Origin of the sequence: Providencia rettgeri, from assembly GCF_001874625.1 — a bacterium.
GTDB lineage: Bacteria > Pseudomonadota > Gammaproteobacteria > Enterobacterales > Enterobacteriaceae > Providencia > Providencia huashanensis.
On the sequence record NZ_CP017671.1, the window covers coordinates 3,661,772 to 3,686,710 of the forward strand.

Consider the following 24,939-nt stretch of genomic DNA (forward strand, 5'->3'; position numbering starts at 1 on the left):
AATATTATTAGTTTATAAATATCAATCTCCAATTATATTTAGGGATATTTCTATGAGTTTGCCTATTAAAAGTGGGTCATCAACCCCCACGTTAAAACTAAAACCAATCGTTTTATGCGTTTCAGCAATTTTAGGAGTTACCTCTATTGCTCACGCAGAAATAATCAATACTAACGGTGCTGGTGTCATGAATCAAAACAATGGTCCTACCATTGTTCATATTAACAAACCTAGTGATAAAGGTGTTTCTCACAATATATACAGTAAGTTCGATGTTGATAAAAACGGCGCTATTCTAAATAACAGTAAAGATAATGTTAATACACAATTAGGCGGTTTAATTAACGGGAACCTTAATCTATCAGGTGGTGAAGCAAAAGTTATCCTAAATGAGGTTAACTCTAATAATGCAACTACCCTGAATGGTATGGTTGAAGTTGCGGGTAAGAAAGCTCAAGTTATTGTCGCTAACCCATCAGGTATTACTTGTAACTCATGTGGTTTTATTAATACTGAAAGTACAACATTGACGACTGGTAAGCCTTTGGTTTCAAATGGTGAACTCCTTGGCTATAATGTTGCCAAAGGGCAAATCATTGTCAATAATAGTTTAAATTCAGACTCACCAACAGAGCTTATTTCTCGTTCTGCGCTCATCAATGGGCGGTTAAAAGCTGAAGAAATTAAAGTGGTTACCGGCAATAATTTTGTTGATGCGAATGGAACTGCAGTAACGTCTGTTGCGGGTACAGGAAGTCGTCCATCTGTCGGTATTGATGTCTCTGCGTTAGGTGGTATGTATGCGGATAAAATTACCTTAATTACCACAGAAGGTGGAGTGGGTGTAAAAAACCAAGGAACTATCTTAGCCGGAGATCAAGGGCTATCCGTTAACACGGCAGGTGGGTTGACTAACTATAAGAGAATTGAATCTTCTGGTAATATTAATATCAATGCTGACACCTTGGATAACAGTGAAGCTGCTATTACTGCCAAACAAGATCTTAATATAATCGCTAGAAAACCTGGTGAAATTGATACGACTTTTAATAATCAGGGAGGCCGCCTTACTTCAACCTCTGGTGATATCAATTTAACATCCCATAGCCTGATATCAAATACCAGGGGTGGCATAATTAATGCTAAAAATAATGTTGGCATTAAGTCCAATGTTATTCAGAATGGTGGTGGTTTAATTAAAACTGAAACAGGCGATATTAATGTCGATACTAGAGACACTCTTTATCAATGGCGTGATACTTCAAGATCTGAAGATAGAATTATTGCAGGCAGAGATGTCAATATTAATGCTGGCCGTATTTATAACGAAAATGCAAAAATTAAAGCAGGTAGAGATGTCAATATAACTGTAGGTTATAGTGAAATTACTAACTCATCCATTACTGCCAATCGTAAACTAGCACTTAATGCTTATACACTAAAAAATAAAGCATCATCAATTACTGCGAAGAATGCTAAATTAGATTTAATCGTTTCAGATGAAATTAGTAATGATGCAAACTCAATTATTAGTAGTGGAAGAGGATTAAATATTACCGCTAATAAGCTTACCAATAAAGGAAAAATAGTTTCTGCGACAAATACAGCTAGCACCACACCAACCTATATATCCAATATTAAGGTCAATAATATTCAGAATAACGGTGGGCATATCTCAGGTGACCAGCTAAATATTGAGTCAAACACCATTGATAATGGACTGGGTTTTATTAATGCAAACAAACTCAATGTTGATGCTAACTCACTAAGCAACAGTGGCGGATATATTCGTTCATATAATGATATAACGCTTAATGTTAATCAGTTATATAACACATACTCGAATAATTTCAATCAAGTTGCATACAAATTTGGATTAGCTAATAACGTTGGTGGGATTGAAACTTTAGATGGCGGTATCACTGTCAATGGTGATATAATATCCAGCGACTATGGTTTCTTTAAAAGCGAAATAAGAGAAAGAGCTGCTAGCAAAGGTGGAATAGAGTTTAATTTAACAGGAAACTTTGATAATAGAAGAGGTGAACTAAACAGCGATAGAGATATCGTTATTAATGCCAAAGAGATATATAACTATGATGCTAAAATAAATTCAGGTGCAAAAATAAAACTGAAAGGCTCTGATGGAATCTATCACCGCTATAGTGAGCTTAATTCTAAAGATGTAACAGAGTTATACACTCCTTATTTTTCATCTACTGATTACAATCAAACTTATAGTCTAGATGGTACAGGTATCATTTATAATACTAATGGCCCTAATATTATTCACATTAAAAAACCAACTGATAAAGGTATTTCACATAATACTTTTGACAGCTTCAATGTGAGTGAAAAGGGTGTTATTTTCAATAACAGTAGTTCAACGACTAACACTCAATTAGCAGGAAGCATCTTCGGTAATAGTAACTTAACTGCTGGTAATGAAGCTAAAGTTATTTTAAATGAAGTAGTTTCTAACAAAACTAGTGTTATAAATGGGATGATGGAAGTTGCAGGCAAAACAGCGCAAGTGATTGTAGCTAATGCTTCCGGTATTACCTGTAATAGCTGTGGGTTTATTAATGCATCACGTGGTGCCTTTGTAGCAGGCACCCCTCTTATGGCTGGTGATAACTTAATTGGATATAACGTCAATAAAGGCAAAATCACAGTTAATAACCACCTAACATCCAATAATACTATTGACCTTATTTCCTCTGCTGTATTGGTTAAGGGTAAGGTCGAAGCCAATGAGCTAAATATATCAGCAGGCGCGAGTCTGTTTGACCCAAATGGTAAGACACTTTCTACCTTGTCGGAAGCTTCTTATGATCCAAATTTCAATGGTATCACTGTTGACTCTAAAGGCAGCTTAAATGCCAACAAAATAAACCTGAATGTTAATGTTAAACACAATTATTTAAAGAATAAAGGGTTAATCAATGCTGGAAACGGTGGGTTAACTGTGGATTCTTATTCGATAAATAATACAGGAACCATAAAAAGTAAAGGGGATATTAATATAACTGGCACCCCAGATGTCAACTACCTTCATGGAACTGAAATGGCGCTTCTGAATGATAAAGGAACCATTATTTCAACTGATGGAAGCATCACTATTACCGCTATTACTGGTTACATAGCTAATATGTATGATGGCTTAATCAGTGCAAAGAAAAACGTCAACCTGAATCTTCACTCCACCTCCACCATTAACAATACAGGCGGTTTAGTTTTAGCTGAACAAGGCGATATTAATGTTAAGAACGGTCTTGTTTATAATAGGCAAAATAGCAATAGTAAATACGGAAAAAATAGGCTGATCGCAGGCCGAGATATCAATATTACTGATGCTCGGATAATAAATGAACATTCAGCTATAACAGCTGGGAGGGACTTTAGCTTTACGGGCACTGAATTAGAGAATCGTTCTAGTGCCATTAATGCTAATCGTCGTGTGAATATTGACGGTACTTACCTATCAAACAAAGAATCGGTAATTAAAGCGGAAACGGGTCGAATGGACATCACCGCCAGCAGAGAAATCATCAACGATACTGTATCGACTATTAGTAGCGACAAATTGATGAATATCACATCACCGAAGCTAACCAATGTTAAGAGTAGTACTATTGTTTCTAACAATGGTAAGTCCACATTCAACATTGGTAATTTGGTAAACAATTTAAGCTATATTAAAGGTTTTGATCTTAACTTTATCTCTAAGTATCTAGATAATAGTAGTGGATTAATTAAAGCTGACAATAATATAGTGATGAATGCTGAATACGTTAGCAATACCAATGCTGCCGACTTTAAAAGAGGTACCTTCCACCTTGGCTTATCATCATCTCAAAAAGGCGGAATTATCGCTAATGATGGTAGCATTAATATCAAAGGTTATCAGCTGAATAATAAGTCAGGGATTATTCAGACAAATGCTATCTTCCCCGCAGCAGGGCAAGCTGACATTGATATTACAATGGGCAACGAAATCATTAATAACTATGCTCAAATTAATAGTGCAGGAAATCTAAATGCGAGTGCGAACGAGATTTCTAACTATGACGGTATTATGAGTGCAGGTCTTGATTTAACGGCTAAAGCAGACTATTCTATTTCTAATTATTATGGAAAAATCAGTTCAGGAGATATCACTACACTGATTACGCCTTACCTTGATAATAAGAATGGAAAGATTACTGGTTATCCTGTAATTATCGAGAATAACTAAAAATAATTCATTGAAATTTCAATGAGAATAAACAAAAGGACAGCATTGCTGTCCTTTTTAGTTATTCGTTGTTTATACCTTAATCTTCAAGTAAGGTTACATGACCAATATAAGGTAAATGACGGTACTGTTGAGCGTAATCGATACCATAACCAACCACAAATTTGTCTTCAATTGAATAGCCAATCCACTCGACAGGGACATCCACTTCTCGACGTGAAGGCTTATCAAGTAATGTACAAATTGCGACTGATTTAGGGCCACGTAATTCGAAAATCTCACGGACTTTATTTAAGGTATTGCCTGAATCGATAATATCTTCCACGATCAAGACATGTTTGTCACGAATATCTTCATCCAAATCTTTGACAATTTTCACATCACGACTCGATGTCATTGCATTGCCATAACTTGAAACAGTCATAAAATCGACTTCATGGGGAACATTAATTTTACGGCACAAATCAGCCATAAAAATAAAGGAACCTTTTAGCAGACCAACAAGGACTAACTCACCATCAACTTGTTGATAATGAGTGCTAATTTTATCTGCTAATTCACTGATTCGTTGTGCAATCTCTTCTTCAGAGATCATGACTTCAAGGGTATGTTTCATCTTCAATTACGCATCTATGGAAATGGAAAGCGCGTAATTTTAGCATAGGCAGAACCTAGATACTAATAAAGGAAAATGCAGTACTAAAATTTAGTACTGCATTTTGTCCTAAAAATTAGGATATCGCTTAACTTACAGTAAAGCCCATCATCATGCCGGTGTCTTCATGCTCAAGTAGATGACAGTGAGCCATAAAAGGATGCTGCTGTGTTGCAGGGTGATTAAATTCCACCAAAATTTCACTCACTTGCCCTTCAACTTTAACGATGTCTTTCCAACCTTGCCGGTGTGGCGCTACCGCTTGGCCATTTTCTTTCAAAATACGAAAACGCGTTCCATGCACATGGAATGGGTGTAACATCATGTCACCACGCCCTGAAACAACCCAAATCTCTTGCTTACCTATTGGGGCATTAAATGCAGGATGCGTCATTGAGAAAACTTGTCCATTAATAGTATTTGCATTGTGAATGTCTAAATCACCTGAATTAGTTCCACAATGGCCTCCATTTCCCATCCCACCACGTTTATTTCCTTGTCCCATGTTCCCATGGTTCATTTCTCCATTATTCATCATCGCCCCATGACCCATATTTCCCATCATAGCGCCATGTCCGCCCATATTGCCCATCGCTTGCGGACCATATTTTTCACGTAACATCATCATACCTTGCATATCCAAACGCATATCCATCATTAAATGGAACCGGCGGCGATTTAAACCAGCAAGAGAAGGGATAGCCGGTATTGCAGCAAGCGTTGAAGGCAGTTTTCCTTCACTCGGTGTTAATGTTGTTTCGATACGTAAAACAGGTAATGGCTGGTCAAAAGGTGCGATAGTCATACCCATTTGCCCAACAGGTAAGGTCACAAGATCAAAAGCGCGACCATCTGAAGCATCAATAAGTACTTCGAAGCGTTCGCCCATTAAAATAGGTAATTCAGTTAGAGCAACTGGCTCAGCGAGTAAACCGCCATCACTGGCAACAACATACATTTTACGCCCATCACTGGTCGAAATATTTAAGCTACGAGCATTACAGCCATTCAGTAATCTCAAGCGTAGCCAGCCTTTAGGTGCCACATGTTTTGGATAAACAGCCCCGTTAGTTAGCATCATATCGCCAAACCAACCCACCGCAGCACTCATCACATCGAGTTGATAATCAATCTGACCATCATCTTTTAAACGTTTATCTTGTAAAATAACAGGAATATCATCCACTCCCCAAGAACTTGGCAGCCCCTGCTTGGTGCTATCATCGTCTTTAATTATCACTAAGCCCGCTAACCCCATCGCCACTTGGTGGCCTGTTTTTCCATGAGTATGAGGATGGAACCAGCAAGTTGCTTCGCTTTGATTAACCGTAAAATTGACTTTACGGCTTGCTCCTGGTTGGATAATCGCTTGCGGACCACCATCTTGTTCACCTGAGATTTCTAAACCATGCCAATGAACAGTGGTTTCTTCCGGTAGCTGGTTAATAATATTCACATTCACACTTTGCCCGTTTTTCAAACTAACCGCAGGCCCCAGTAAATTTCCGTTATAGCCCCATGTTGTCGTTTTCTTTCCAGGGACAAATTGAGAAACACCTTGCTGAATTGCTAACTGAATATTTCCCTGCTCATCAGGCTCTAGTAATGGCGGAATAGCAAGAGTTGGGTAATTTTCGGCTGCGACCGCGATGCGGCTCCAAATAGGCAGCGCACTTGCAGCGTATGTGATAGCACTTAACTTAAGAAAATCGCGACGTAGCATTGATAACCTTCCTTTTGTTTATCAAATAAATAATCATTATCAGAGTAATTTATGGCAAATTACCCTTTCTATGCAAAACATGGTTTAATAAAGGAATGATAAAGCCTCCCCTTACAGGAAGGTCAATAAATCCACTCTATAATTGTGGGTTTATTACATGGATTTAAGAAAAATATAGTTGACTAACAATTCTATTCTTATGCTAACGTAACTTGACATAGAAAACAGATAGAATAACGAATGCGCAAATTTATATTGATGTCATGCCTGATGACTCTGTTAGGGATAACCAATTCTTCCAGAGCACTTTCTAACAATGAAGCTGAAGATCTCGCTGATCTGACGGCTGTTTTCATTTATCTAAAATATGACTGTGGGTACTCCCAAATCCCTGACAGGGAAATCGAACGGGCTATTGTTTACTTCGCTAAAAGTAATAAATGGGATCTGAGCAATTATAATTCTGAAAAAATGACCGTTCTCAATAAAGAAAGTTATAAAGACTTAAAAGGAATACCACTGACAACCGAGTTTAAATGCCAATCACTTGCTCGGGATTCCCTCGGCCTTTTTGCTTACGTTAAATAACCCTAAAATGAATTAATACAGGTTGTTTAAAACCAAGTATAACAAAAGAAAGAAAACACACCCGTACCTTTTCTGTCTGTTTTCTTTCTTTTTACCACGCTACATTAACCTTGCCTTTTAGCCTTTTTTTCCTGCCAAAATAAAGCAATCGATGGAATACTTTGGATAATAACCATTCTGATAATATGGTTTGACATAACAAAGCCAGCATCAAGGTTCATCGTAATCGCAGCAAAGGTCATTGCTTCCATACTACCTGGAGCCCAAGCCAGTAAGAGTACAGAAATATCATAACCCGTTACCCAAGAGGCAAATACAGTAATCAGGAAAGTTAATGCGATATTAATGATAACCACTTGTGCAGAGGAGTAAATATTTTTAATCAATGAGGAAAGTGGGAAAACAATAAAATGATTACCAATGTTCATCCCAATTAATACCATACTCAGTTCAGTTAACATCAATGGGAAACTTAATGGGATATCTAGAAAACTTTGAATCAACGTTGCTGCAGCTAATGACGTTAGCATAAAAGGGGCTGGAACCCTTAAACGCTGCAAAATAAGCCCTGCCCCCAAACCAACCGCTATAATCACCAATAACCATAGCGTTGAGGTTAAAGTTAGTACTGGTAATTCTATGATAGGTTGCGGATCACCATCACTACCTACAACAATCCCTGCTAATAGAATCAGGATAATTAAGCGAATTGTATGTGAAATAACAATTTTTTGTGGTGGCGTATGGGTATGGTCAGTTAAGGCTAAAATAGCGGCCATTGCCCCAGGCACTGAGCCAAGCATTGCTTCTTGTTTCGTCCAACCAACTTTTCGATAAAACCAAAAAAAACTAAATGAAAATTGTACCGCTAAACATACAACTAACATTAATAATAAAAGAAATAAATTATCTGCCTCATTAAGGGAAACCTGATTAAACATCAAGCCAACAGAAGTCCCTAAGGTAACTTGAACGAAAGTAATCGTATGCTTAGGTACAGCAAAAGAAACACCAAAACGATGAAAAATAATAACAGCGATAATCGGCCCAAACATAAGTGCAAGTGGGATACCTAGGTAAGTAAGCCCACCGCCGATCAATGAACAGATGGCAATCCCACCTATCATTTTCAATAACTTCATCATATGGCATTAACCGTTCAGATTATTTATAGCCTTAGTTTATATCATATTAACGATGCCATATGGGGCTAGTATCGATTTAATTATCACCATAGTAATTATTCACTACTAATTGATTATTTATCAGACTTTGATTTTATCTTTTTGACTTCAGTCGATAAAAACCAGTTAAGTCCGTTAACGAATATTTACTTATTCGCATTATCTGCAACGGCTTGGTTCATGATCGCTTTTGCCATCCACTGCGCTAATTCGGTGACTTGGGAATCTTCCATTTTCCAAATATCTTTCAACACTAAAAATATTTCAGAGCCGTAAATAACAGAAAAAGCACGGATCACTTTATCAATAATTTCTTGCGGAAATTCTGATTTCATTGGTGACGTCACCATCGTTAGGATATCTTTACGGTTACCTCTTTCCAGCCGTTTGTCTTTTATACTGAGTGGGGTAGACCGACCTTGAGCCCATTGTTGTAATGATGCTTGTAACGCCGCTCGCAATACTCCTTCATGTTCAAACATTCGAGGAAAAGCATATGTTAATAGCTCATCAATGCGCTCTTCCGTTTTTACGCTTTGTGGGCGCCAAGTTAAAATAGGCCCTAAACTCTCATTAACTACTGCGGTAATTAAATCAGTTTGTGTTGGAAAGTATCGATATGCAGTTGCACGAGAAACTCCTGCTTCTAAAGCGAGTTCCGAAACAGAAGGCATAGCTCCCTTTTCAAATAAATCTAAAGCCGTAGTGACCAATAGTACATAGGTACGTTTTCGAGTGCCCTTATATTGTAGTTCTGAATTAATCTTCGGCATTATTTACCCTTAAAATACTGTTTCTTACCACAAGTTTAGTCAATGTCACTAATAAAGCACAACAACAAGCAAGTAACCATCTCTATTAAAAAGATGAATTTACGCTGTCACCTCGAGCTTTTCCTTGCTCTCCATAAAACAAATTATCATTCATGATAAATTATACTGTAACTTTGTATTACCAACCTAATCATTGATTCACCATCATAAAAACAATTACTAATATTTATCAATAAGATATAGATACTAACAACTATTTACCTCTACAACAAACCTAAAAATGAGACGATAGTCTCATTTTACATTTATCCAAAATGATACTATAGTCTCATTGTGATGGGAAATTCAACGACCCGCTTCTATCTGAAAGGATTTTTCAATGAAAAAAAATCAGGGTTTTATCTATGTTGCAACAACACTTGATACCAAAAGCGCTGAAGTTTTTTATGTCAGTGAATTAATAAAAAGTGCCGGATTAGCTGTGCGTACTGTTGACCTGACAACACAAAAGACTCAATTAGAAAAAAATGCAGATGTCAGTGCAAGTACTGTAGCAAGTTTTCACCCTCTTGGTGCAAACGCCGTATTCTGTGGCGATAGAGGTAAAGCAATAGAAGCGATGGCACAAGCCTTTAGCTTATATCTTTCAGCCCAAACAGATGTAGCTGCAATTCTTGGTTTAGGCGGCTCAGGCGGTACTGCGCTAATCACACCAGCAATGCAAGTATTACCCGTTGGTATTCCTAAGCTCATGGTATCCACTATGGCCTCAGGAGATATTTCTGGCTATATCGGAGCCAGTGATATTTCTATGATGTACTCCGTAACAGATGTATCAGGATTAAATGTAATTTCCCGTAAGGTATTAAAAAATGCCGCTAACCAAATCGCTGGGGCTGTTTGGTTTGATCAAGACACCGAAGAAAACATTGATTTGAAACCAGCAATTGCCTTAACTATGTTTGGTGTCACCACCCCATGTGTTCAGCAATTAACCGCGCAATTAGAAGAACAATATGACTGCCTTGTATTCCATGCAACAGGCAGTGGCGGTAAAGCGATGGAAAAACTGATTGATAGTAAGCTACTTCATTCCGTATTAGATATCACGACGACTGAGGTTTGTGATTACCTTTTTGGCGGCGTGTTAGCCTGTGATGAAGATCGTTTTGGCGCTATCGAACGCACTCAGACACCTTGCGTTATGTCCTGTGGCGCTTTGGATATGGTCAATTTTGGCCGCCCTTCTACGGTTCCCGAACATTACCAAGACCGCTTATTTTATCATCATAATGCCCAAGTCACATTGATGAGAACAACAAAAGAAGAAAACCAACAGATGGGCCGCTGGATCGCCGAAAAATTAAATCGTTGTGAGGGAGAGATCCGTTTTATTGTTCCAACAGCAGGGTTTTCAGCATTAGATATCGATGGGGCTCCTTTCTGGGACCCAATTGCTGACCAAGCCTTTATTGATGCGCTCAATGAAAATTTAATTAAAACAGAAAAAAGACAGCTTATTTTGAGTCCTTATCACATTAACTCCCAAGAGTTTTGTGAGCAGGTTATTCAACTACACCAGGATATTTTGAACAAATAATAGAGGTTAATTATGAAACATAACCGCGCAGATTTATTAAAAAAATTCAGAGCAATGATTGCTCGTGGCGAACCAATTATCGGCGGTGGTGCTGGTACGGGTCTATCTGCTAAGTGTGAAGAGGCTGGCGGTATTGATTTAATTGTTATTTATAATTCAGGCCGTTACCGTATGGCGGGTCGTGGGTCACTCGCAGGCTTACTCGCTTACGGCAATGCCAATGAAATTGTCATGGATATGGCAAAAGAAGTATTACCAGTAGTTAAGCACACCCCTGTTCTTGCTGGTGTAAACGGTACTGACCCATTCTGCCAATTTGATAAGTTTTTAGATGACATCAAAACAACAGGCTTTGCGGGCGTACAAAACTTCCCAACAGTTGGCTTAATCGATGGTAATTTCCGTGCTAATTTGGAAGAAACGGGAATGGGTTATGACCTAGAAGTCGATATGATCCGTATGGCACATGAAAAAGACCTCCTGACAACGCCATACGTATTTAGCGCTGAAGATGCTGTAGCGATGACTGAAGCAGGCGCTGATATCATCGTGCCACACATGGGGCTAACAACAGGTGGTAATATTGGTGCAGAAACCGCACTGACACTGAAAGATTGTGTGCCACTAATCAATGAATGGGCTAAAGCCGCTAAAGCAGTACGTGATGATGTTATTGTGCTTTGTCACGGTGGCCCTATCGCAACACCTGAAGATGCCGAATATATTTTAGCAAACTGCCCTGACTGCCATGGTTTTTATGGCGCAAGTTCAATGGAACGTTTGCCTACCGAAGTCGCACTCACAAAGACTACACAGCAATTTAAAACAATAACACGTTAATTTTTATTATTTTTTTGTTTTGCCAACACCAGGCGCCTATTTCGATAGGCGCTTTTTTATTTTTTATGCCGTTTTAAAAAACGCCACAACACCCAAAGCAGAGAAGTAGAATAGTACAAAACGCCAAATTGAATAATGATTAATGGGTTTTCTGTCATGCCTGTCATTTTTAACATGCCATAATAATTATTCTCTTCAAGGTATTGCTCAGTGAGCCCCCCTTGGGGTAAATAATGCGTTAGAAATACAGCAATGATAAAACACGCAACATAATGGCGTAATTTTGCAAGCCCTTCATCGAAGGCATTAAAATTATCAAATTGGCTCCCTTGTTGGCGTCCAATGATAATTCGATTAATTAACGTAGCAGCGTAAATATAAAGAATAGCAGAAGAATTAATCTGTGTTGTATGAAAAATATAGGCCACACCGCCTAAAATAGCAGCCACAAAAACAAAGAAAAAACCACGTTGTAACACTGCCATCATCGTGCCCATATGCACTAAAATAAATTCGAACAGCAGAATCAACACCATATTGTAAACAACTTCAACCCCCGACCAATCGGGGAAAAACCATAAAGACAATAAAAAACCGATATAAAAAATAGTTAAGCCGTGATCCACTAACTCAGGTAAAAAACTCATCATTCCTTGCTGTTTGTCTGATGCAACAAAATGACGTTTCCCTTTCGCTGTAAATGATGTCGAGCGTTTATTGGCATGTTTTCTATTTCTGATCTTCCTTGCCACAATATTACTTCTCTTTTTTTTGGTAAATAGAGTGCCCTTTACACAAAAAATGCATTAGGCAGGCCATAAATAACGGCATTCCAAAGTAAAGAACACCAAAAGCAAAAGCCACATGAGGTTTTTCTGGAAATTCACCGCCTGAAGAAATACTGGAATAATAATCAATGGACCTTAAATACTCTGGCGTTAATCCACCATAAGGAACAAGAAAAGACAAAATAATTACAAAGAAAATACAAAACATAAAATTTAATGCCATCAAAGCCGAATAGCCCATATTTTCTCCGCGTTCTTGTTCTGTACGACTACTGATACCAAAAAGCATTCGGTTCGCCACAGTAGCACTATACAAGTATAAGATTAGCGGAGAGTCACCTAATACTGCCATATTAATTGCTAATGCAAATAAACCATATAGCAACGCAAATAGCATTAATATCCGCCAATCACGAAATACCGCCATAAATACACCGGAGTGAACTAAAATAAATTCAAAGATCAGGATCAGCGTTAGGTTATAGATAATTTCCACCGTGTAATACTCAGGAAAAAACCACACTGATAAAATAAAGCCAACATAGAAAAGAGAGAAACCATAATTAATTAGCTTTGAAAAAACGCGAATAAGACTAAAAGAATGTGAACTTTCTTGCACACTTTTTACTGCTGGTTCTTTTGGGAAAAAACCTTGGTTTTTATTTGTTTTGGTTTCCACTTGTCCATTCCCTGACGACTTCGCCATTATCTTACTCCGTTTTCAACAATATATTTTTTCTTTATAAGCTACTTGATAATACAAATAATAAACAGTGCCTTAAATCTGAATAACAAATTTAGCGTAAGAACAACTGTAATAAATTAAGACAAGATGACATGGAATGAACCTCCATGCCATTAATGAAAAATTACCTATTGTGATTAAACCAATTTGGCAATTAATGTATCTAAGTCACCTTGCAGGAAATTCACTGGTGGGATTTCAATCACAGTATAAGCACCCGCAGCTTGCTTCATGGTAGCTCGAGCAGCAGAAACCATAAACTGTGAGGTTAACGCCGGGTTATTAATGCGCATTGAGTATTCAAATAACTGATTATGTGTTGCCCCTGAAACCCCTTTGTGGGTCATATGAACGCCATGACCAACATCTTTTAGTGCATCAATACTATCGACTTGGCGAATATGCGTCTCATCTGATGAAAAATAACTATCCGCTTTAATGGCTTGAGCCACATCATCAAACTTTGCACCCGCTTCAAGTTCAATGTATACCATGCGGCGGTGAACCCCTGTTCCCAACGGAATAGTCACAGATAGAGCATCTTTTACCCCATCAATGGCTTTGGCTGCCACACTGTGCCCCATGCTCATACCGGGACCAAAGTTAGTATAAGTCACACCTTTTGGCGCCATAGCTAACATTAAAGTACGCATGATAGAATCTGAGCCGGGGTCCCAGCCAGCAGAGACAACCGCCACACTATTATGCTGTTTAGCCACGTCATCTAAACGATGTTTTAACGCCACAATATCTGAGTGAACATCAAAGCTATCAACAGTATTAATCCCCTTGGCCAGTATTTTTTCTGCTAATGGCGCGATCGCACGCGTTGGCGAACACAGTAGAGCAACATCTACCTTCCCTAGCTTTTCAATATCATCAACCACTTTATAAGCGGAAAGTTCAGCAGGAATATCTTGTGTATTACGACGCACGATGCCAACCAGCTCAAAATCTTCAGCGGCTAGAACAGCTTCTAGTGCATAGCGACCAATATTGCCATAGCCCACTATTGCTGCTTTAATTTTTGTCATTTTTACTCCTATACAGTTCTGATGTTGCTTATTAATTAATTTATAGCGAAATTAAATCTAACAGAATAAGTAAAAGTAAACAAAACATTAGCTTTATTCAGATGGAAGCATTTTAACCCTATTTTCATTGTTGGAATCCATGTAGAATTAGCGGTTCAGAATACTTTCCCAAATACTTATGAATATAAAGGTTCTCAATGCATCAATCCGATGTGACTGAGCGATCACTCTTTTCGCTCAGCTGGCCAATTTTTATCGATATTTTTCTCCATTTGGCCACTTTATTAATTAATACCTATATGGTCAGCCACGTTTCTACTGCCTATTTAGCTGCAATGGGTGTAGGTAACCAAGTGTTTGACCTTTTTATTACTATTTTTAACTTTATTAGTGTGGGGTGCAGTGTTGTTATTGCTCAATATTTAGGGGCTGGACGCCGTGAAAAGGCAAGCCAAGCGATCCATATTTCTATCGCATTTAACTTTATTCTTGGCTTTTCTAGTGCCCTCGTCGCTTTATTTTTTGGTTACAGTATTTTAACCATTATGAATATGCCATCACATTTGATGGCTGACGGTTATACTTATTTACGTATTTTAGGTATTTGCTTAATTCCTGAAGCCATTTCCATTATTTTAGCCGCATGCTTGCGGGTTTATGGAAAGGCTCAGCCAGCCATGTGGGTTACATTGATTGCCAACGTAATTACTGTTTTTGGAAATATTATTGTACTTTATGGTTTCTTTGGCTTACCTCAATACGGTCTTGAAGGCGTTGCATGGTCGACAGTTGTCGGTCGTGTTGTTGCCGTGATCCTACTCTTTTGCCTGCTGTTTTATGGCCTACGTATCAAATTTGTGCCGATAATGTTGGTCCACTGGTCACGTAAAATGCTGGGCAAAATCTTGCATATTGGTCTCCCCTCTGCAGGGGAAAACCTTGTCTGGATCCTACACTTTATGACGGCTTCTGCCTTTATTGGTTTAATGGGCGAAACCTCACTAGCAGCGCAGACACTCTATTTTCAATTATCCTTATTTATCATGCTATTTGGTATTTCTATCAGTATTGGTAATGAAATTATGGTTGGTCACCTTGTTGGTGCAAAACGTTTTGAAGATGCCTTTAATCGGGGAGTGAAAAGCCTCAAGATGGGGTTCTACGTCACTATTGGTGTGGTGATCGCCTTTTGGTTATTACGTGACCCTATCCTAAATAACATTACTGATGACCAAGGTATTATTGAACTACTATTGCCACTGTTCTTACTGTCTGTCTTTTTAGAACCAGGTAGGACCATTAATATTGTGATGGTGAATGCATTACGCGCATCAGGAGATGCCCGTTTTCCACTGTGCACTGCAATTATCTTTATGTGGGGTGTCGCCATTCCGTTAGGTTATTTCTTAGGCATTAAAATGGAAATGGGCTTACTCGGTATTTGGCTCGGTTTCTTCGCCGATGAATGGTTACGTGGTTTAACCAATGCATGGCGCTGGCGTTCACGCAAATGGCAAAGCAAACGCCTAGACCTTGAAAGTTAGTAACCTACTATGATCACTTTGTCTTGCTCATTTTTAAGCAGCAAGGCAAAGTGACCGAGTTCAACATTGGGAAAATTTATTCTTTATAAATTAAATTAGGGAAAATTTTTCTCTTTGCATCTTATATCCCCCCAAACATAGCGAAGTTTTTCTCCAGCTTGTTGTTTAAAATAACAAAATCAAAAAAGATTTTATTAAGGGGGACTTGCCATGCATGCTCAATCACAACCATTACTTTGGCAATATTTTATCAATGCGGTAAAACAAGAAGTCAAACCAGCCTTAGGTTGTACTGAGCCAATTTCATTGGCATATGCAGCCGCTAAAGCGGCGTCCCTCCTTGATGGGCAAGTTATTCGTGTTTGTGCCTTTGTTTCACCAAACTTAATGAAAAATGGTATGGGTGTCACCGTTCCTGGAACCGGTATGGTGGGTTTGCCTATCGCAGCAGCATTAGGCGCCATTGGCGGTGATGCAGAAGCAGGTTTAGAAGTTCTAAAATCCGCATCAGCGCAGGCCATTGCGCTAAGTAAAACGATGTTAGAACAAGGAGCTATCACCGTTGATATTAAACATCCATGCAGTGACGTTATATATTCAGAAGCAACGGTGTATACACAAACGGGTTCAGCTACCGTTATTATTGCGGGTTCTCACACAAATATCGTTAAAATCATTCATAACCAGCAAATATGCTTCGATGCTACATTAAACAAACCTCAATCCGATGATGCTGCTGACTGTGCAGCAGATGTTGCCCTTCCCCCTGTCACCGCGAAGTCAGTTTATCAATTTGCGACCCAAGCACCATTGGAAGATATTCGTTTCATCTTAGAAGCCGCACATTTAAATGAAGCGTTATCTCAAGAAGGGCTACGTAATGTCTATGGTTTACATATTGGTAAAACACTGCAAACTCAACGTGACCGTGGCTTGCTGTCAAAAGATCTAATGTCAGAAATTATGATCCGCACCTCCGCTGCCTCTGATGCGCGAATGGGAGGGGCCGTTTTACCCGCGATGAGCAACTCAGGTTCGGGTAACCAAGGTATTGCCGCAACCATGCCTGTTGTTGTCACCGCCGATTATTTACAGTCCTCTGAGGAGCAACTGGCTCGTGCATTAATGTTGTCGCACCTAATGGCAATTTACATCCATAATCAACTCCCAGCCCTGTCGGCGCTATGTGCAGCAACTACCGCTGCAATGGGTGCTGCCGCGGGGATAGCCTGGTTATTAGAATCCCGCTATGAAGTTGTCGCTATGGCAATTTCTAGCATGATTGGCGATGTCAGTGGGATGATTTGCGACGGTGCATCAAACAGTTGTGCAATGAAAGTTTCCACGGGTGCAAGTGCAGCCTATAAAGCCGTACTCATGGCGTTAGATAATAGCTGTGTCAAAGGGTCTGATGGGATTGTTTCTGACGATGTTGACCAATCTATCGCTAATTTATGCTCACTTGCTGCTGGTTCAATGAAATATACGGATGTGCAAATCATTGAGATTATGGCGGCTAAAGCACGTTAACTCTTCGTCTTGAACGCTGATGGTACCTTAAAATTCATTGCTCCCCATCAGCGCTAATGACTTTTCGTTGAAATAAACCGCTTTAAATCCGTTTTTCAGCCATGCTTTATTTGGCTTCTAATGCCGCAAATTTTTCACGGATCATCGCTTCAGGAAGGTCGATGCCAATAAAGACTAACACACTGCTACGTTGTTCACCCTCTTCCCAATCTCTATCCCAATCTGCACTATAAAGACGCTGAACCCCTTGAAATAAGAGCCGCTTAGGTTCATCCTTAATGGATAAAATACCTTTATACCGCAATAGATTATCAGCAAAACTGAGCAACAAATCTTCCATCACTTGGGAAACTTCCATCAGTTCAACAGGGTAATCAAATTCAAGTACAATCGACCCCACCTCGTTTTGTTGTTTAGGTGCAAAACGGAAAGTAGGTTGTTTCACATTCAGTGTTGAATCGAGTAAAAAACCTTCAATATCTAATAATAAATTTAAATTGATGTCCCCATGAATAACAGGGTAAATCGGAGCTCTCGCATTGATCCGTTGTAGGCGTTCAATTAAAGCTTCAGTATTCGGCTCAATATCTGTTTTGGTGAGTAAAATGCGGTCAGCATAACCAATTTGCGCTTGAGCAATAGCAAAATCATTCAGTTGTTTCTCTGCATGAACGGCATCCACTAAAGTAATAATACCATCTAACAAATAACGTTCACACAATACCTCATGGGAAAAAAACGTCTGAGTAATTGGCCCTGGATCTGCCATGCCAGTACATTCAATCACTAAACGGTCAAAGTCTAATTTCCCACTATCCAACCCATCTAATAGGTCTAATAATGCATTTTCTAATTCATTGGAACGACTGCAACAAATACATCCATTACTTAATGTGGTAATTTGTGTCGCTCGATCGCCAATTAATGCATTATCGATAGGCACTTCGCCAAATTCATTTTCAATCACCGCTATTTTATGGCCATGCTCTGTATGAAGAATATGACTAAGGAGTGTCGTTTTACCTGCACCGAGAAAACCGGTTAAAATTGTGACATTAATTGGTTTCATTATTACCCCCACCGCATTCATTTACCGAAGTAATCATTAACAGCAGCGAAACCCGCCTTTGCCACTGCCACCATATCGTGCATCCTGCCTTTCACGAAAAAACTCGTTATACGTCATCACCGGTTTATCGGAATGATTATCTTTCATATGCTGCACATAAGTATCATAGTCAGGGATACCGATTAACATACGCGCAGCTTGCCCAAGGTACTTACCTGTTTTGCCGAGGTTTCCAAACATCAGCCTCTCCAATGTAAATGCCCTACATTATGAATACACAATGTAGGGCGACCTTTCAGTTGCCGAGTACCTTTCGGTAACTCAGCATGATTGAAGGGTGACTTAATGTGAAGATGAAACTTTCACGCCCTCTTTCGGTACAGGAACATAAGGTGTTTCTTTATCTGTACGCTGCGGATTTTTGTGTGCTTTCATCCCGACGCGGATACCATAGAAAATGATACCGTAAACAACCACTAAGAATAGAACACTCAAGCCAGCATTGGTGTAGTTATTAATAATAATGTGATTCATATTAGTAATTTCTTGTGCCGTTAATTCCGCACCACCCGCTGCAATCTTATCTTTATAAGATTTAGCTAAATACATGAAGCCTTCTAATTGTGGATTATCACTGAATAGTTTCAGACCTAGCGCCCAAGTAGTACAGATTAATAACCATACTGCTGGTAATACGGTAACCATTATATATTTACTGCGCTTCATCTTAATCAGAACAACTGTACTTAAGACTAATGCAACCGCAGCTAACATCTGGTTGGAGATACCGAACAATGGCCATAAGCTCTTAACACCACCCAGAGGGTCAACAACACCTTGATACAGTAAGTAACCCCATAGACCAACACACCCTGCGGTACCGATAATACCCGCAACCAATGAGTCCGTTTTCTTCAGGAATGGAACAAAGTTACCTAACAAATCTTGCAGCATAAAGCGGCCAGAACGAGTTCCTGCATCAAGTGCAGTTAAGATAAACAGCGCTTCAAACAAGATCCCAAAGTGATACCAGAAGCCCATATTTGCCGCTGGCATAATTTCATGGAATACAAATGCAATACCGACAGCTAAAGTTGGCGCACCACCCGCACGGTTCAAAACAGACGGCTCACCAATATCTTTCGCCGTTTGCATAATTTGTTCAGGTGAAATTACGAAGCCCCAAGAGCTGACTGTTGCCGCCGCATGAACAGAAACATCTTTCAGTTGAGCCATAATAGCTGCGCCGTCAGGCCCACCGAGTTCATGCAAGTTAGGCATTGTAATACCTAAAGCCGCTGGCGGTGTATTCATAGCAAAATACAGACCAGGCTCGATAATTGAAGCAGCAACCAGCGCCATAACAGCAACGAAAGATTCCATTAACATGGCACCATAACCGATATAGCGCGCATCTTTTTCGTTTGCTAATAATTTCGGAGTTGTTCCCGAAGAAATTAATGCGTGGAAACCAGATACGGCACCACATGCAATGGTAATGAACAAGAATGGGAATAATGTCCCTTTCCAAACTGGGCCAGTTCCATCAACGAATTGTGTTACTGCTGGCATTTTCAGTTCAGGGTTAAGAATAACAATACCGATGGCTAAACCCACGATGACCCCAATTTTTAAGAAGGTCGCTAAATAGTCACGTGGCGCTAAAATTAACCAAACAGGTAATAATGCAGAAATGAATGCATAGCCAACTAATGCGTAGGTAATAGTTGTATCTTTAAAGGTCAGTGCAGGTCCCCAATATGGATCATGAGCAATCACCCCACCGAACCAGATTGATGCGACAAGTAATACAATACCAATAACCGAAACTTCACCCACACGTCCCGGCCGGATATATCGCATATATATCCCCATAAACAATGCGATTGGTACTGTAGAACAAACAGTGAATACCCCCCATGGACTTTCCGCTAGAGCTTTCACCACAATCAATGCTAATACAGCAAGAATAATGATCATAATAAGGAAGCAACCAAAAAGTGCTAGAGTACCTGGGATTGGCCCCAACTCTTCCTTAACGATCTCCCCTAATGATGCCCCATTACGGCGTGAAGAAATAAACAACACCATAAAGTCTTGCACCGCGCCCGCAAGCACAACCCCGGCCAATAACCATAACGTACCGGGTAAATAACCAACTTGAGCAGCAAGCACCGGTCCAACTAATGGCCCCGCCCCTGCAATTGCAGCAAAGTGGTGACCAAAAAGAACGTTTTTATTTGTTGGTACATAATTTAATCCATCATTATTAATGACGGCGGGTGTTGCACGAGTTTCATCCAACTTCATCACTTTTTTAGCGATGTATAAACTGTAATATCGATATGCAATGAGATAGACCGCTACAGAAGCAACAACTATCCATAGCGCACTGATGTGCTCGCCACGTCTAAGCGCGACTACACCTAAACAGACTGCACCAATAATTCCAAGGATCATCCACGGAATATGCTTTAAAATGCCATTTTTGTTCATAGAACACCCTTCTGAGGTAAAACGAACATGCCTTTGATTTTGTATTTACCATCAGTGAAAAATGGATAACTATTTATTGCTAGCGTGTCATTCATCACTGATGATTTTTTATTGGCAGTGGTTGAACGGTAAAAATAAAAATGAGTTCTGCCATGGGGTCTATGGTAATAAATTATACGCCGTCATTGTTTAAAGTTATGCTAAGCGGTGTTATACAGACTTAAGCGGTTTATTTTTTGCTGTGAATGGTTTTTAGGGGGGTTAAACAAGATAAAAACTGTGATCTAAATAACAATTACAATTAGTTTTCAATTAGTTAATTACTATAAATTAATTAACTAAAATGAGTATTATTGTAAATAAATGGCAAATAAAACGTAAAAACAGCCAATCATTCGTAATTAATGTGTTTAAATATCAAAACACGTTACTAGTGAGTAATTGTTGTCCATTTACCACCTGCCCACCAACTGTGCTCGCCATCCGTTTGTGTTTCACAACCAATACCGACTTTCGCTTTCCCACCTTTAAAAGGGTAAGCACAATCATAAATAGCATCGAATACAATTTTCCCTGTGACTTCGTCTGCAAAACCTATTTTGTTCCCTTTACGAAACCGATATAACCCCTCTTGAGGTTCATCAGGCCAATTATCAAAATAATAAAGTTGATAAACCTCATCCCCCTTCTTATCGACCACAACTAACCCCTTATTCGGTAGTTTGCGTAAGCAATATTGAAAATAAGATTGGTTGTCAAAACACTGAATATTGTCTTTCTCACCAGAAACCCATAAACGAAATTGTTCATCAAGGCCTTGCCCAACAGACAAAAAAGAGACAAAAACTAATGAAAGAACACTTATAAAATAATGCATCATGGTTTTCCCTTGTTTTAAGTCAGCCTGTATCAATTGTTCTTTATGATAATCAGACACTATCGCTTAGTGATTTCACTTATACACTAGATACTATAACGAGTATCTCCCCGTGTGAAACTCAGAATAAACAGAAATAGCAAATTTTTATAAGAATAATCCCAGAGAAAAAATAGAAAAACATTGTTTTCACATTTCCCTCTATTTCGATGAGGCTAACAACTATCTTCTTTTAATTAATGGTGTTCTATGTAAGTTACCAAAAAAATGATCAAGATTAATTTAAGTGTTAATAGAAAATAAATAATAGGCATTTTTATCACACCTCGTAGTTATTCGTAACATTTAGCCCGCATACGCATCTTGTGTGTTATTTTTAGCGACAAATTGTGTGTAAATGTTAATTTCAACATTTATGCCTGAATTAACATGTTAATTAAATTATTTTTAGAATATATAACTGAATCACAACTCGAAATATTAGTTAAGCTACACATAAAAAACATAACCTATTGATATTAATTGAAAATAACAATTTGAAAACTATTTAAAAACCCTAAAAATGGATTTTTCACCAGTTTGACAACCTATATGAGTAGAATTAATATTATCCACGAACTCTGGTAGACAAGAGTTAATTAAATAGACATGAAGATATTTTAAAGTTAAGTTTTTACTTATAAGCTAGTTTAATTTTTATTAAATGGCCGAATAAATATATTTATTTGTTTGGATTTAATAATGAGATAAATCATATTAAATCTACATTAATAAAATAAAAACTTAATCTGTAATTCTAAAATTTATATACCCATTAATTTAATCTTTAAATTAAGGCGTTCTCACATACTTAGGAATGATTATTATGAAATTGAATAAACTTGCTTTAGTTGGTGCATTCGCGGTTGCTACTCTTTCTTCTCAAGCTTTTGCTGCACAAGATGCAACTGTTAACTTTAATGCACGTTTAGTTGCTGCAACTTGTGATATCAGCGCTTCTAAAGATTTAGTTAGCTTAGGTACACACTCAACTGAAAACCTAGACACTACTAAAGCATTATCTGAAGCAAACTTTAACTTAGTTTTAAATAACTGTACTAAAGTTTATGACGATTCTACAAACCAAACTGCTGATGCAACGACTGTTTCTATCTTAGCAACTGGTGAAGCATTAACTGGTCACTCAGATATGTTTGCTGACGCTCAAGCATCACAAATCGGTGTTAAATTAGCTGCTGGTAAAGCAAAAACTGAAGTTAAACCTAACATCGCAACTGAAATTACTGACCTGAAAGTAACGGGTAAAAATGACTACGTCATCCCAGTTGTTGCTGGTCTGTACGCAACGGCTTCTGATGCTGTCGCACAAAACTTAAATGTGCCAGTAACATTCAGCGTAGCATACGACTAATCACCGTCGTGCGTTAATTTAGCTAGTAAAGCAGGCAGTGATTTATTGCTGCCTGCAAATTATAAGAGAAAAAAAGAATGCTAAAATTAAAATCCTTACTTTTTATCTTATTTGCTTTTTCGTTTTCTTCTCAAGCGGGTGTCGGTTTAAGTCAAACGCGTATTGTTATTGATGAAGCAACAAACTCTGCTGCAATTACTGCACGAAATGAAGACAGTAAATCGTATTTAGTCGCCAGTTTTATTACACAAAAATTAGACAGCAAAACACCTTCTGAAGGTTACTTTGTCATTACACCTTCTATTTTTAAATTAGCGCCAAAACAACGTAATATTATTAAAATAAAAGCGCTCACACACAAGTTTCCAAAAGATCGTGAAAGTATGTATTACTTTCACTCAAGAAATGTCCCTGAATCCGATAAAGCGGATGGGGTAAAAGTCGGGTTAGAAAGTGTTATTAAAATTTTCTATCGACCGGCTAATCTGCCGATGCAGCAAGAAGAAGCATTTAAAGGCATCAAAACTAAAAGTACCTCCAATGGCGTTAAGGTAGTCAATAACTCGCCTTACTATATCAATTTGGCTGGTTTATCTGTTAATAACAAAGCGATTAAGCTTAATAAACAAAATAATGTTATTGCCCCATTTGCTGAAATGAACTTTGTTTCTCAATCAAAAGTGGGTGCTGTTAAGTGGGCTGTTATCAACGACCTTGGAGGATACAATGAATATCATGGGACTGTTGAGTAAAGGGATATTAGCGCTAAGTGTCATTGTATTCTCAGGCTCAATTATTGCTCAGAATGGGCAAATACAGTTCAAAACCAAAATCATAAAAGGAACTTGTGAGTTTGATGATAACAGTGAGTTAGATAAATATATTGATTTTAATAAAAGTGGAATGCTAACAGCATCTGATGTTGACGAAAGCCCAATTAATCAACCGATAAAAACTGAAAGTTTTTCTTATACCATTACTTGTCAGAATTTCCCGGCAGGTACTGAAAAGAAAATTAAAATAAAATCTAAATCGGCCGCATCAACAACATTTAATAATGGTATTTTTTTTGGATTAGCAGATACAACTAAAACGGGTTTTTTACTTGAATCCTGCGACAATAACAACCAAAATTGTCAGGCGGTGAAAGATGAAGGGATTTCCACATTTCCTTCCACAACCAGAGATTCAATTGTTGTGAATTACCAAGTTAGCCTTGTCAAACGAGAGAATAACGTTAAGCCAGGCGATGCTAATGCTGCGGTTACTTTTGAATATTATCAGGATTAAGAGCCATGAAAAAAATAAAACAGGGGTTACTGACTTTTTTAATGCTCCTCATGCATTACCCCGTGATGGCGGCAGATGATTACAAAGTAGAATACCAATTTTCTGTTTTATTTTTAGCTAAGACCTGTGAAATCGATGTCCCAAATGAAATTATATTTGGTAATGCATCTGGTGTCACAACCGTCAGTGAAATTAAAAAGGATACGGTGGCAAAGAACTTCTCGATTGGTTTAAGAAATTGTACTACGACGGATCAAAAAACGGCGGCGGTTTATTTAGCATCAGGTAATACATTAAATGGCAGCAAAAACTTCTTCAATGATGACCCAAATGGTGTCATCGGTGTTCAGTTATTAGAAGGAAATCGGGTTATTGATGTTAATCAGAGCTCATTATTAAAGCCAGATGCAGCCTCAATAATTTGGGATAATATTCAAAGTGTCAGTGAAACAAAAATGGTGACAGCCAAATTACGTTGCGCTGAAAGCAATTGTAGCCCTAGCGATGGTGATTTCTCTGCAACATTAACTATTGGCTATTATGCCGATTGATATA

General features: G+C 38.4%; 21 protein-coding genes. 10 read left to right on the forward strand and 11 right to left on the reverse strand.

Annotation, left to right across the window (positions count from 1 at the left end):
* The first annotated feature begins 52 nt into the window (after window positions 1-52).
* Window positions 53-4,237, forward strand: coding sequence for a filamentous hemagglutinin N-terminal domain-containing protein (locus RB151_RS17005; protein WP_071548541.1), 4,185 nt, complete (start codon window positions 53-55; stop codon window positions 4,235-4,237).
* Window positions 4,238-4,316: 79 nt separating this feature from the next.
* Here RB151_RS17005 and hpt read toward each other — a convergent pair whose 3' ends face one another.
* The gene (gene hpt, locus RB151_RS17010) at window positions 4,317-4,853 is read right to left on the reverse strand and encodes a hypoxanthine phosphoribosyltransferase (RefSeq protein ID WP_042848219.1); all 537 of its coding nucleotides are present in this window, start codon (window positions 4,851-4,853) and stop codon (window positions 4,317-4,319) included.
* A 127-nt stretch (window positions 4,854-4,980) separates the two neighbouring features.
* Complete coding sequence (gene cueO, locus RB151_RS17015; protein WP_042848220.1) at window positions 4,981-6,615, reverse strand: multicopper oxidase CueO; 1,635 nt, start codon at window positions 6,613-6,615, stop codon at window positions 4,981-4,983.
* A gap of 240 nt (window positions 6,616-6,855) precedes the next feature.
* Here cueO and RB151_RS17020 point away from each other — a divergent pair, with 240 nt between their 5' ends.
* Complete coding sequence (locus RB151_RS17020; RefSeq protein WP_042848221.1) at window positions 6,856-7,203, forward strand: YacC family pilotin-like protein; 348 nt, start codon at window positions 6,856-6,858, stop codon at window positions 7,201-7,203.
* Window positions 7,204-7,307: 104 nt separating this feature from the next.
* On the opposite strand, the gene RB151_RS17025 is transcribed toward RB151_RS17020, so the two are convergent.
* Both RB151_RS17025 and RB151_RS17030 read right to left on the reverse strand, forming a co-directional pair.
* Window positions 7,308-8,348 carry an AbrB family transcriptional regulator gene (locus RB151_RS17025; RefSeq protein WP_042848222.1) on the reverse strand — a complete coding sequence of 347 codons (1,041 nt, stop codon included), beginning with the start codon at window positions 8,346-8,348 and terminating at the stop codon, window positions 7,308-7,310.
* A gap of 185 nt (window positions 8,349-8,533) precedes the next feature.
* Window positions 8,534-9,160 (reverse strand): TetR/AcrR family transcriptional regulator, encoded by a 627-nt coding sequence (locus RB151_RS17030; RefSeq protein ID WP_042848223.1) that lies wholly within the window; start codon window positions 9,158-9,160, stop codon window positions 8,534-8,536.
* Between the two features lie 379 nt (window positions 9,161-9,539).
* Here RB151_RS17030 and RB151_RS17035 point away from each other — a divergent pair, with 379 nt between their 5' ends.
* Together RB151_RS17035 and RB151_RS17040 are read left to right on the forward strand one after the other, a co-directional pair.
* Window positions 9,540-10,760, forward strand: coding sequence for a Tm-1-like ATP-binding domain-containing protein (locus RB151_RS17035; RefSeq protein ID WP_042848224.1), 1,221 nt, complete (start codon window positions 9,540-9,542; stop codon window positions 10,758-10,760).
* Window positions 10,761-10,772: 12 nt separating this feature from the next.
* Window positions 10,773-11,600 (forward strand): phosphoenolpyruvate hydrolase family protein, encoded by an 828-nt coding sequence (locus RB151_RS17040; RefSeq protein WP_042848226.1) that lies wholly within the window; start codon window positions 10,773-10,775, stop codon window positions 11,598-11,600.
* Between the two features lie 56 nt (window positions 11,601-11,656).
* Here RB151_RS17040 and RB151_RS17045 read toward each other — a convergent pair whose 3' ends face one another.
* From RB151_RS17045 to RB151_RS17055, 3 genes are all read right to left on the reverse strand, one after another.
* Window positions 11,657-12,352: a hypothetical protein gene (locus tag RB151_RS17045; RefSeq protein ID WP_048608106.1), complete on the reverse strand. Its 696-nt coding sequence runs from the start codon at window positions 12,350-12,352 to the stop codon at window positions 11,657-11,659.
* A gap of 4 nt (window positions 12,353-12,356) precedes the next feature.
* Window positions 12,357-13,094, reverse strand: coding sequence for a hypothetical protein (locus tag RB151_RS17050; protein ID WP_042848231.1), 738 nt, complete (start codon window positions 13,092-13,094; stop codon window positions 12,357-12,359).
* A 176-nt stretch (window positions 13,095-13,270) separates the two neighbouring features.
* Window positions 13,271-14,167, reverse strand: coding sequence for a diaminopimelate dehydrogenase (locus RB151_RS17055; RefSeq protein ID WP_042848233.1), 897 nt, complete (start codon window positions 14,165-14,167; stop codon window positions 13,271-13,273).
* Window positions 14,168-14,364: 197 nt separating this feature from the next.
* On the opposite strand from RB151_RS17055, the gene RB151_RS17060 reads away from it, so the two are divergent.
* Together RB151_RS17060 and RB151_RS17065 are read left to right on the forward strand one after the other, a co-directional pair.
* On the forward strand, window positions 14,365-15,711 hold the full coding sequence (locus RB151_RS17060; protein ID WP_042848235.1) for an MATE family efflux transporter: 1,347 nt from the start codon (window positions 14,365-14,367) through the stop codon (window positions 15,709-15,711).
* 210 nt (window positions 15,712-15,921) lie between these two features.
* Window positions 15,922-17,241: a serine dehydratase subunit alpha family protein gene (locus RB151_RS17065; RefSeq protein ID WP_048608107.1), complete on the forward strand. Its 1,320-nt coding sequence runs from the start codon at window positions 15,922-15,924 to the stop codon at window positions 17,239-17,241.
* A gap of 106 nt (window positions 17,242-17,347) precedes the next feature.
* Here RB151_RS17065 and yjiA read toward each other — a convergent pair whose 3' ends face one another.
* The 4 genes from yjiA to RB151_RS17085 form a co-directional block, all read right to left on the reverse strand.
* Window positions 17,348-18,310 carry a GTPase gene (gene yjiA, locus RB151_RS17070; RefSeq protein ID WP_048608108.1) on the reverse strand — a complete coding sequence of 321 codons (963 nt, stop codon included), beginning with the start codon at window positions 18,308-18,310 and terminating at the stop codon, window positions 17,348-17,350.
* A 36-nt stretch (window positions 18,311-18,346) separates the two neighbouring features.
* A complete protein-coding gene (locus RB151_RS17075) occupies window positions 18,347-18,550 on the reverse strand; it encodes a YbdD/YjiX family protein (RefSeq protein WP_042848243.1) in 204 nt (67 codons plus the stop codon).
* Window positions 18,551-18,652: 102 nt separating this feature from the next.
* Entirely contained in the window at window positions 18,653-20,806 is a 2,154-nt protein-coding gene (locus tag RB151_RS17080; RefSeq protein ID WP_042848244.1) for a carbon starvation CstA family protein, read from the reverse strand.
* Window positions 20,807-21,236: 430 nt separating this feature from the next.
* Window positions 21,237-21,743, reverse strand: a complete 507-nt coding sequence (locus RB151_RS17085; protein WP_225833038.1) for a WG repeat-containing protein — start codon at window positions 21,741-21,743, stop codon at window positions 21,237-21,239.
* 805 nt (window positions 21,744-22,548) lie between these two features.
* Here RB151_RS17085 and RB151_RS17090 point away from each other — a divergent pair.
* The 4 genes from RB151_RS17090 to RB151_RS17105 all read left to right on the forward strand — a co-directional run bounded on the left by RB151_RS17090 (window position 22,549) and on the right by RB151_RS17105 (window position 24,935).
* Window positions 22,549-23,094 carry a fimbrial protein gene (locus RB151_RS17090; protein WP_071548542.1) on the forward strand — a complete coding sequence of 182 codons (546 nt, stop codon included), beginning with the start codon at window positions 22,549-22,551 and terminating at the stop codon, window positions 23,092-23,094.
* Window positions 23,095-23,171: 77 nt separating this feature from the next.
* Window positions 23,172-23,846: a fimbrial biogenesis chaperone gene (locus RB151_RS17095; protein ID WP_048609192.1), complete on the forward strand. Its 675-nt coding sequence runs from the start codon at window positions 23,172-23,174 to the stop codon at window positions 23,844-23,846.
* Window positions 23,821-24,384 (forward strand): hypothetical protein, encoded by a 564-nt coding sequence (locus tag RB151_RS17100; protein WP_071548543.1) that lies wholly within the window; start codon window positions 23,821-23,823, stop codon window positions 24,382-24,384. The genes RB151_RS17095 and RB151_RS17100 overlap by 26 nt, the downstream gene beginning before the upstream one ends.
* 5 nt (window positions 24,385-24,389) lie before the next feature.
* On the forward strand, window positions 24,390-24,935 hold the full coding sequence (locus RB151_RS17105; RefSeq protein ID WP_071548544.1) for a fimbrial protein: 546 nt from the start codon (window positions 24,390-24,392) through the stop codon (window positions 24,933-24,935).
* Window positions 24,936-24,939 lie beyond the last annotated feature (4 nt).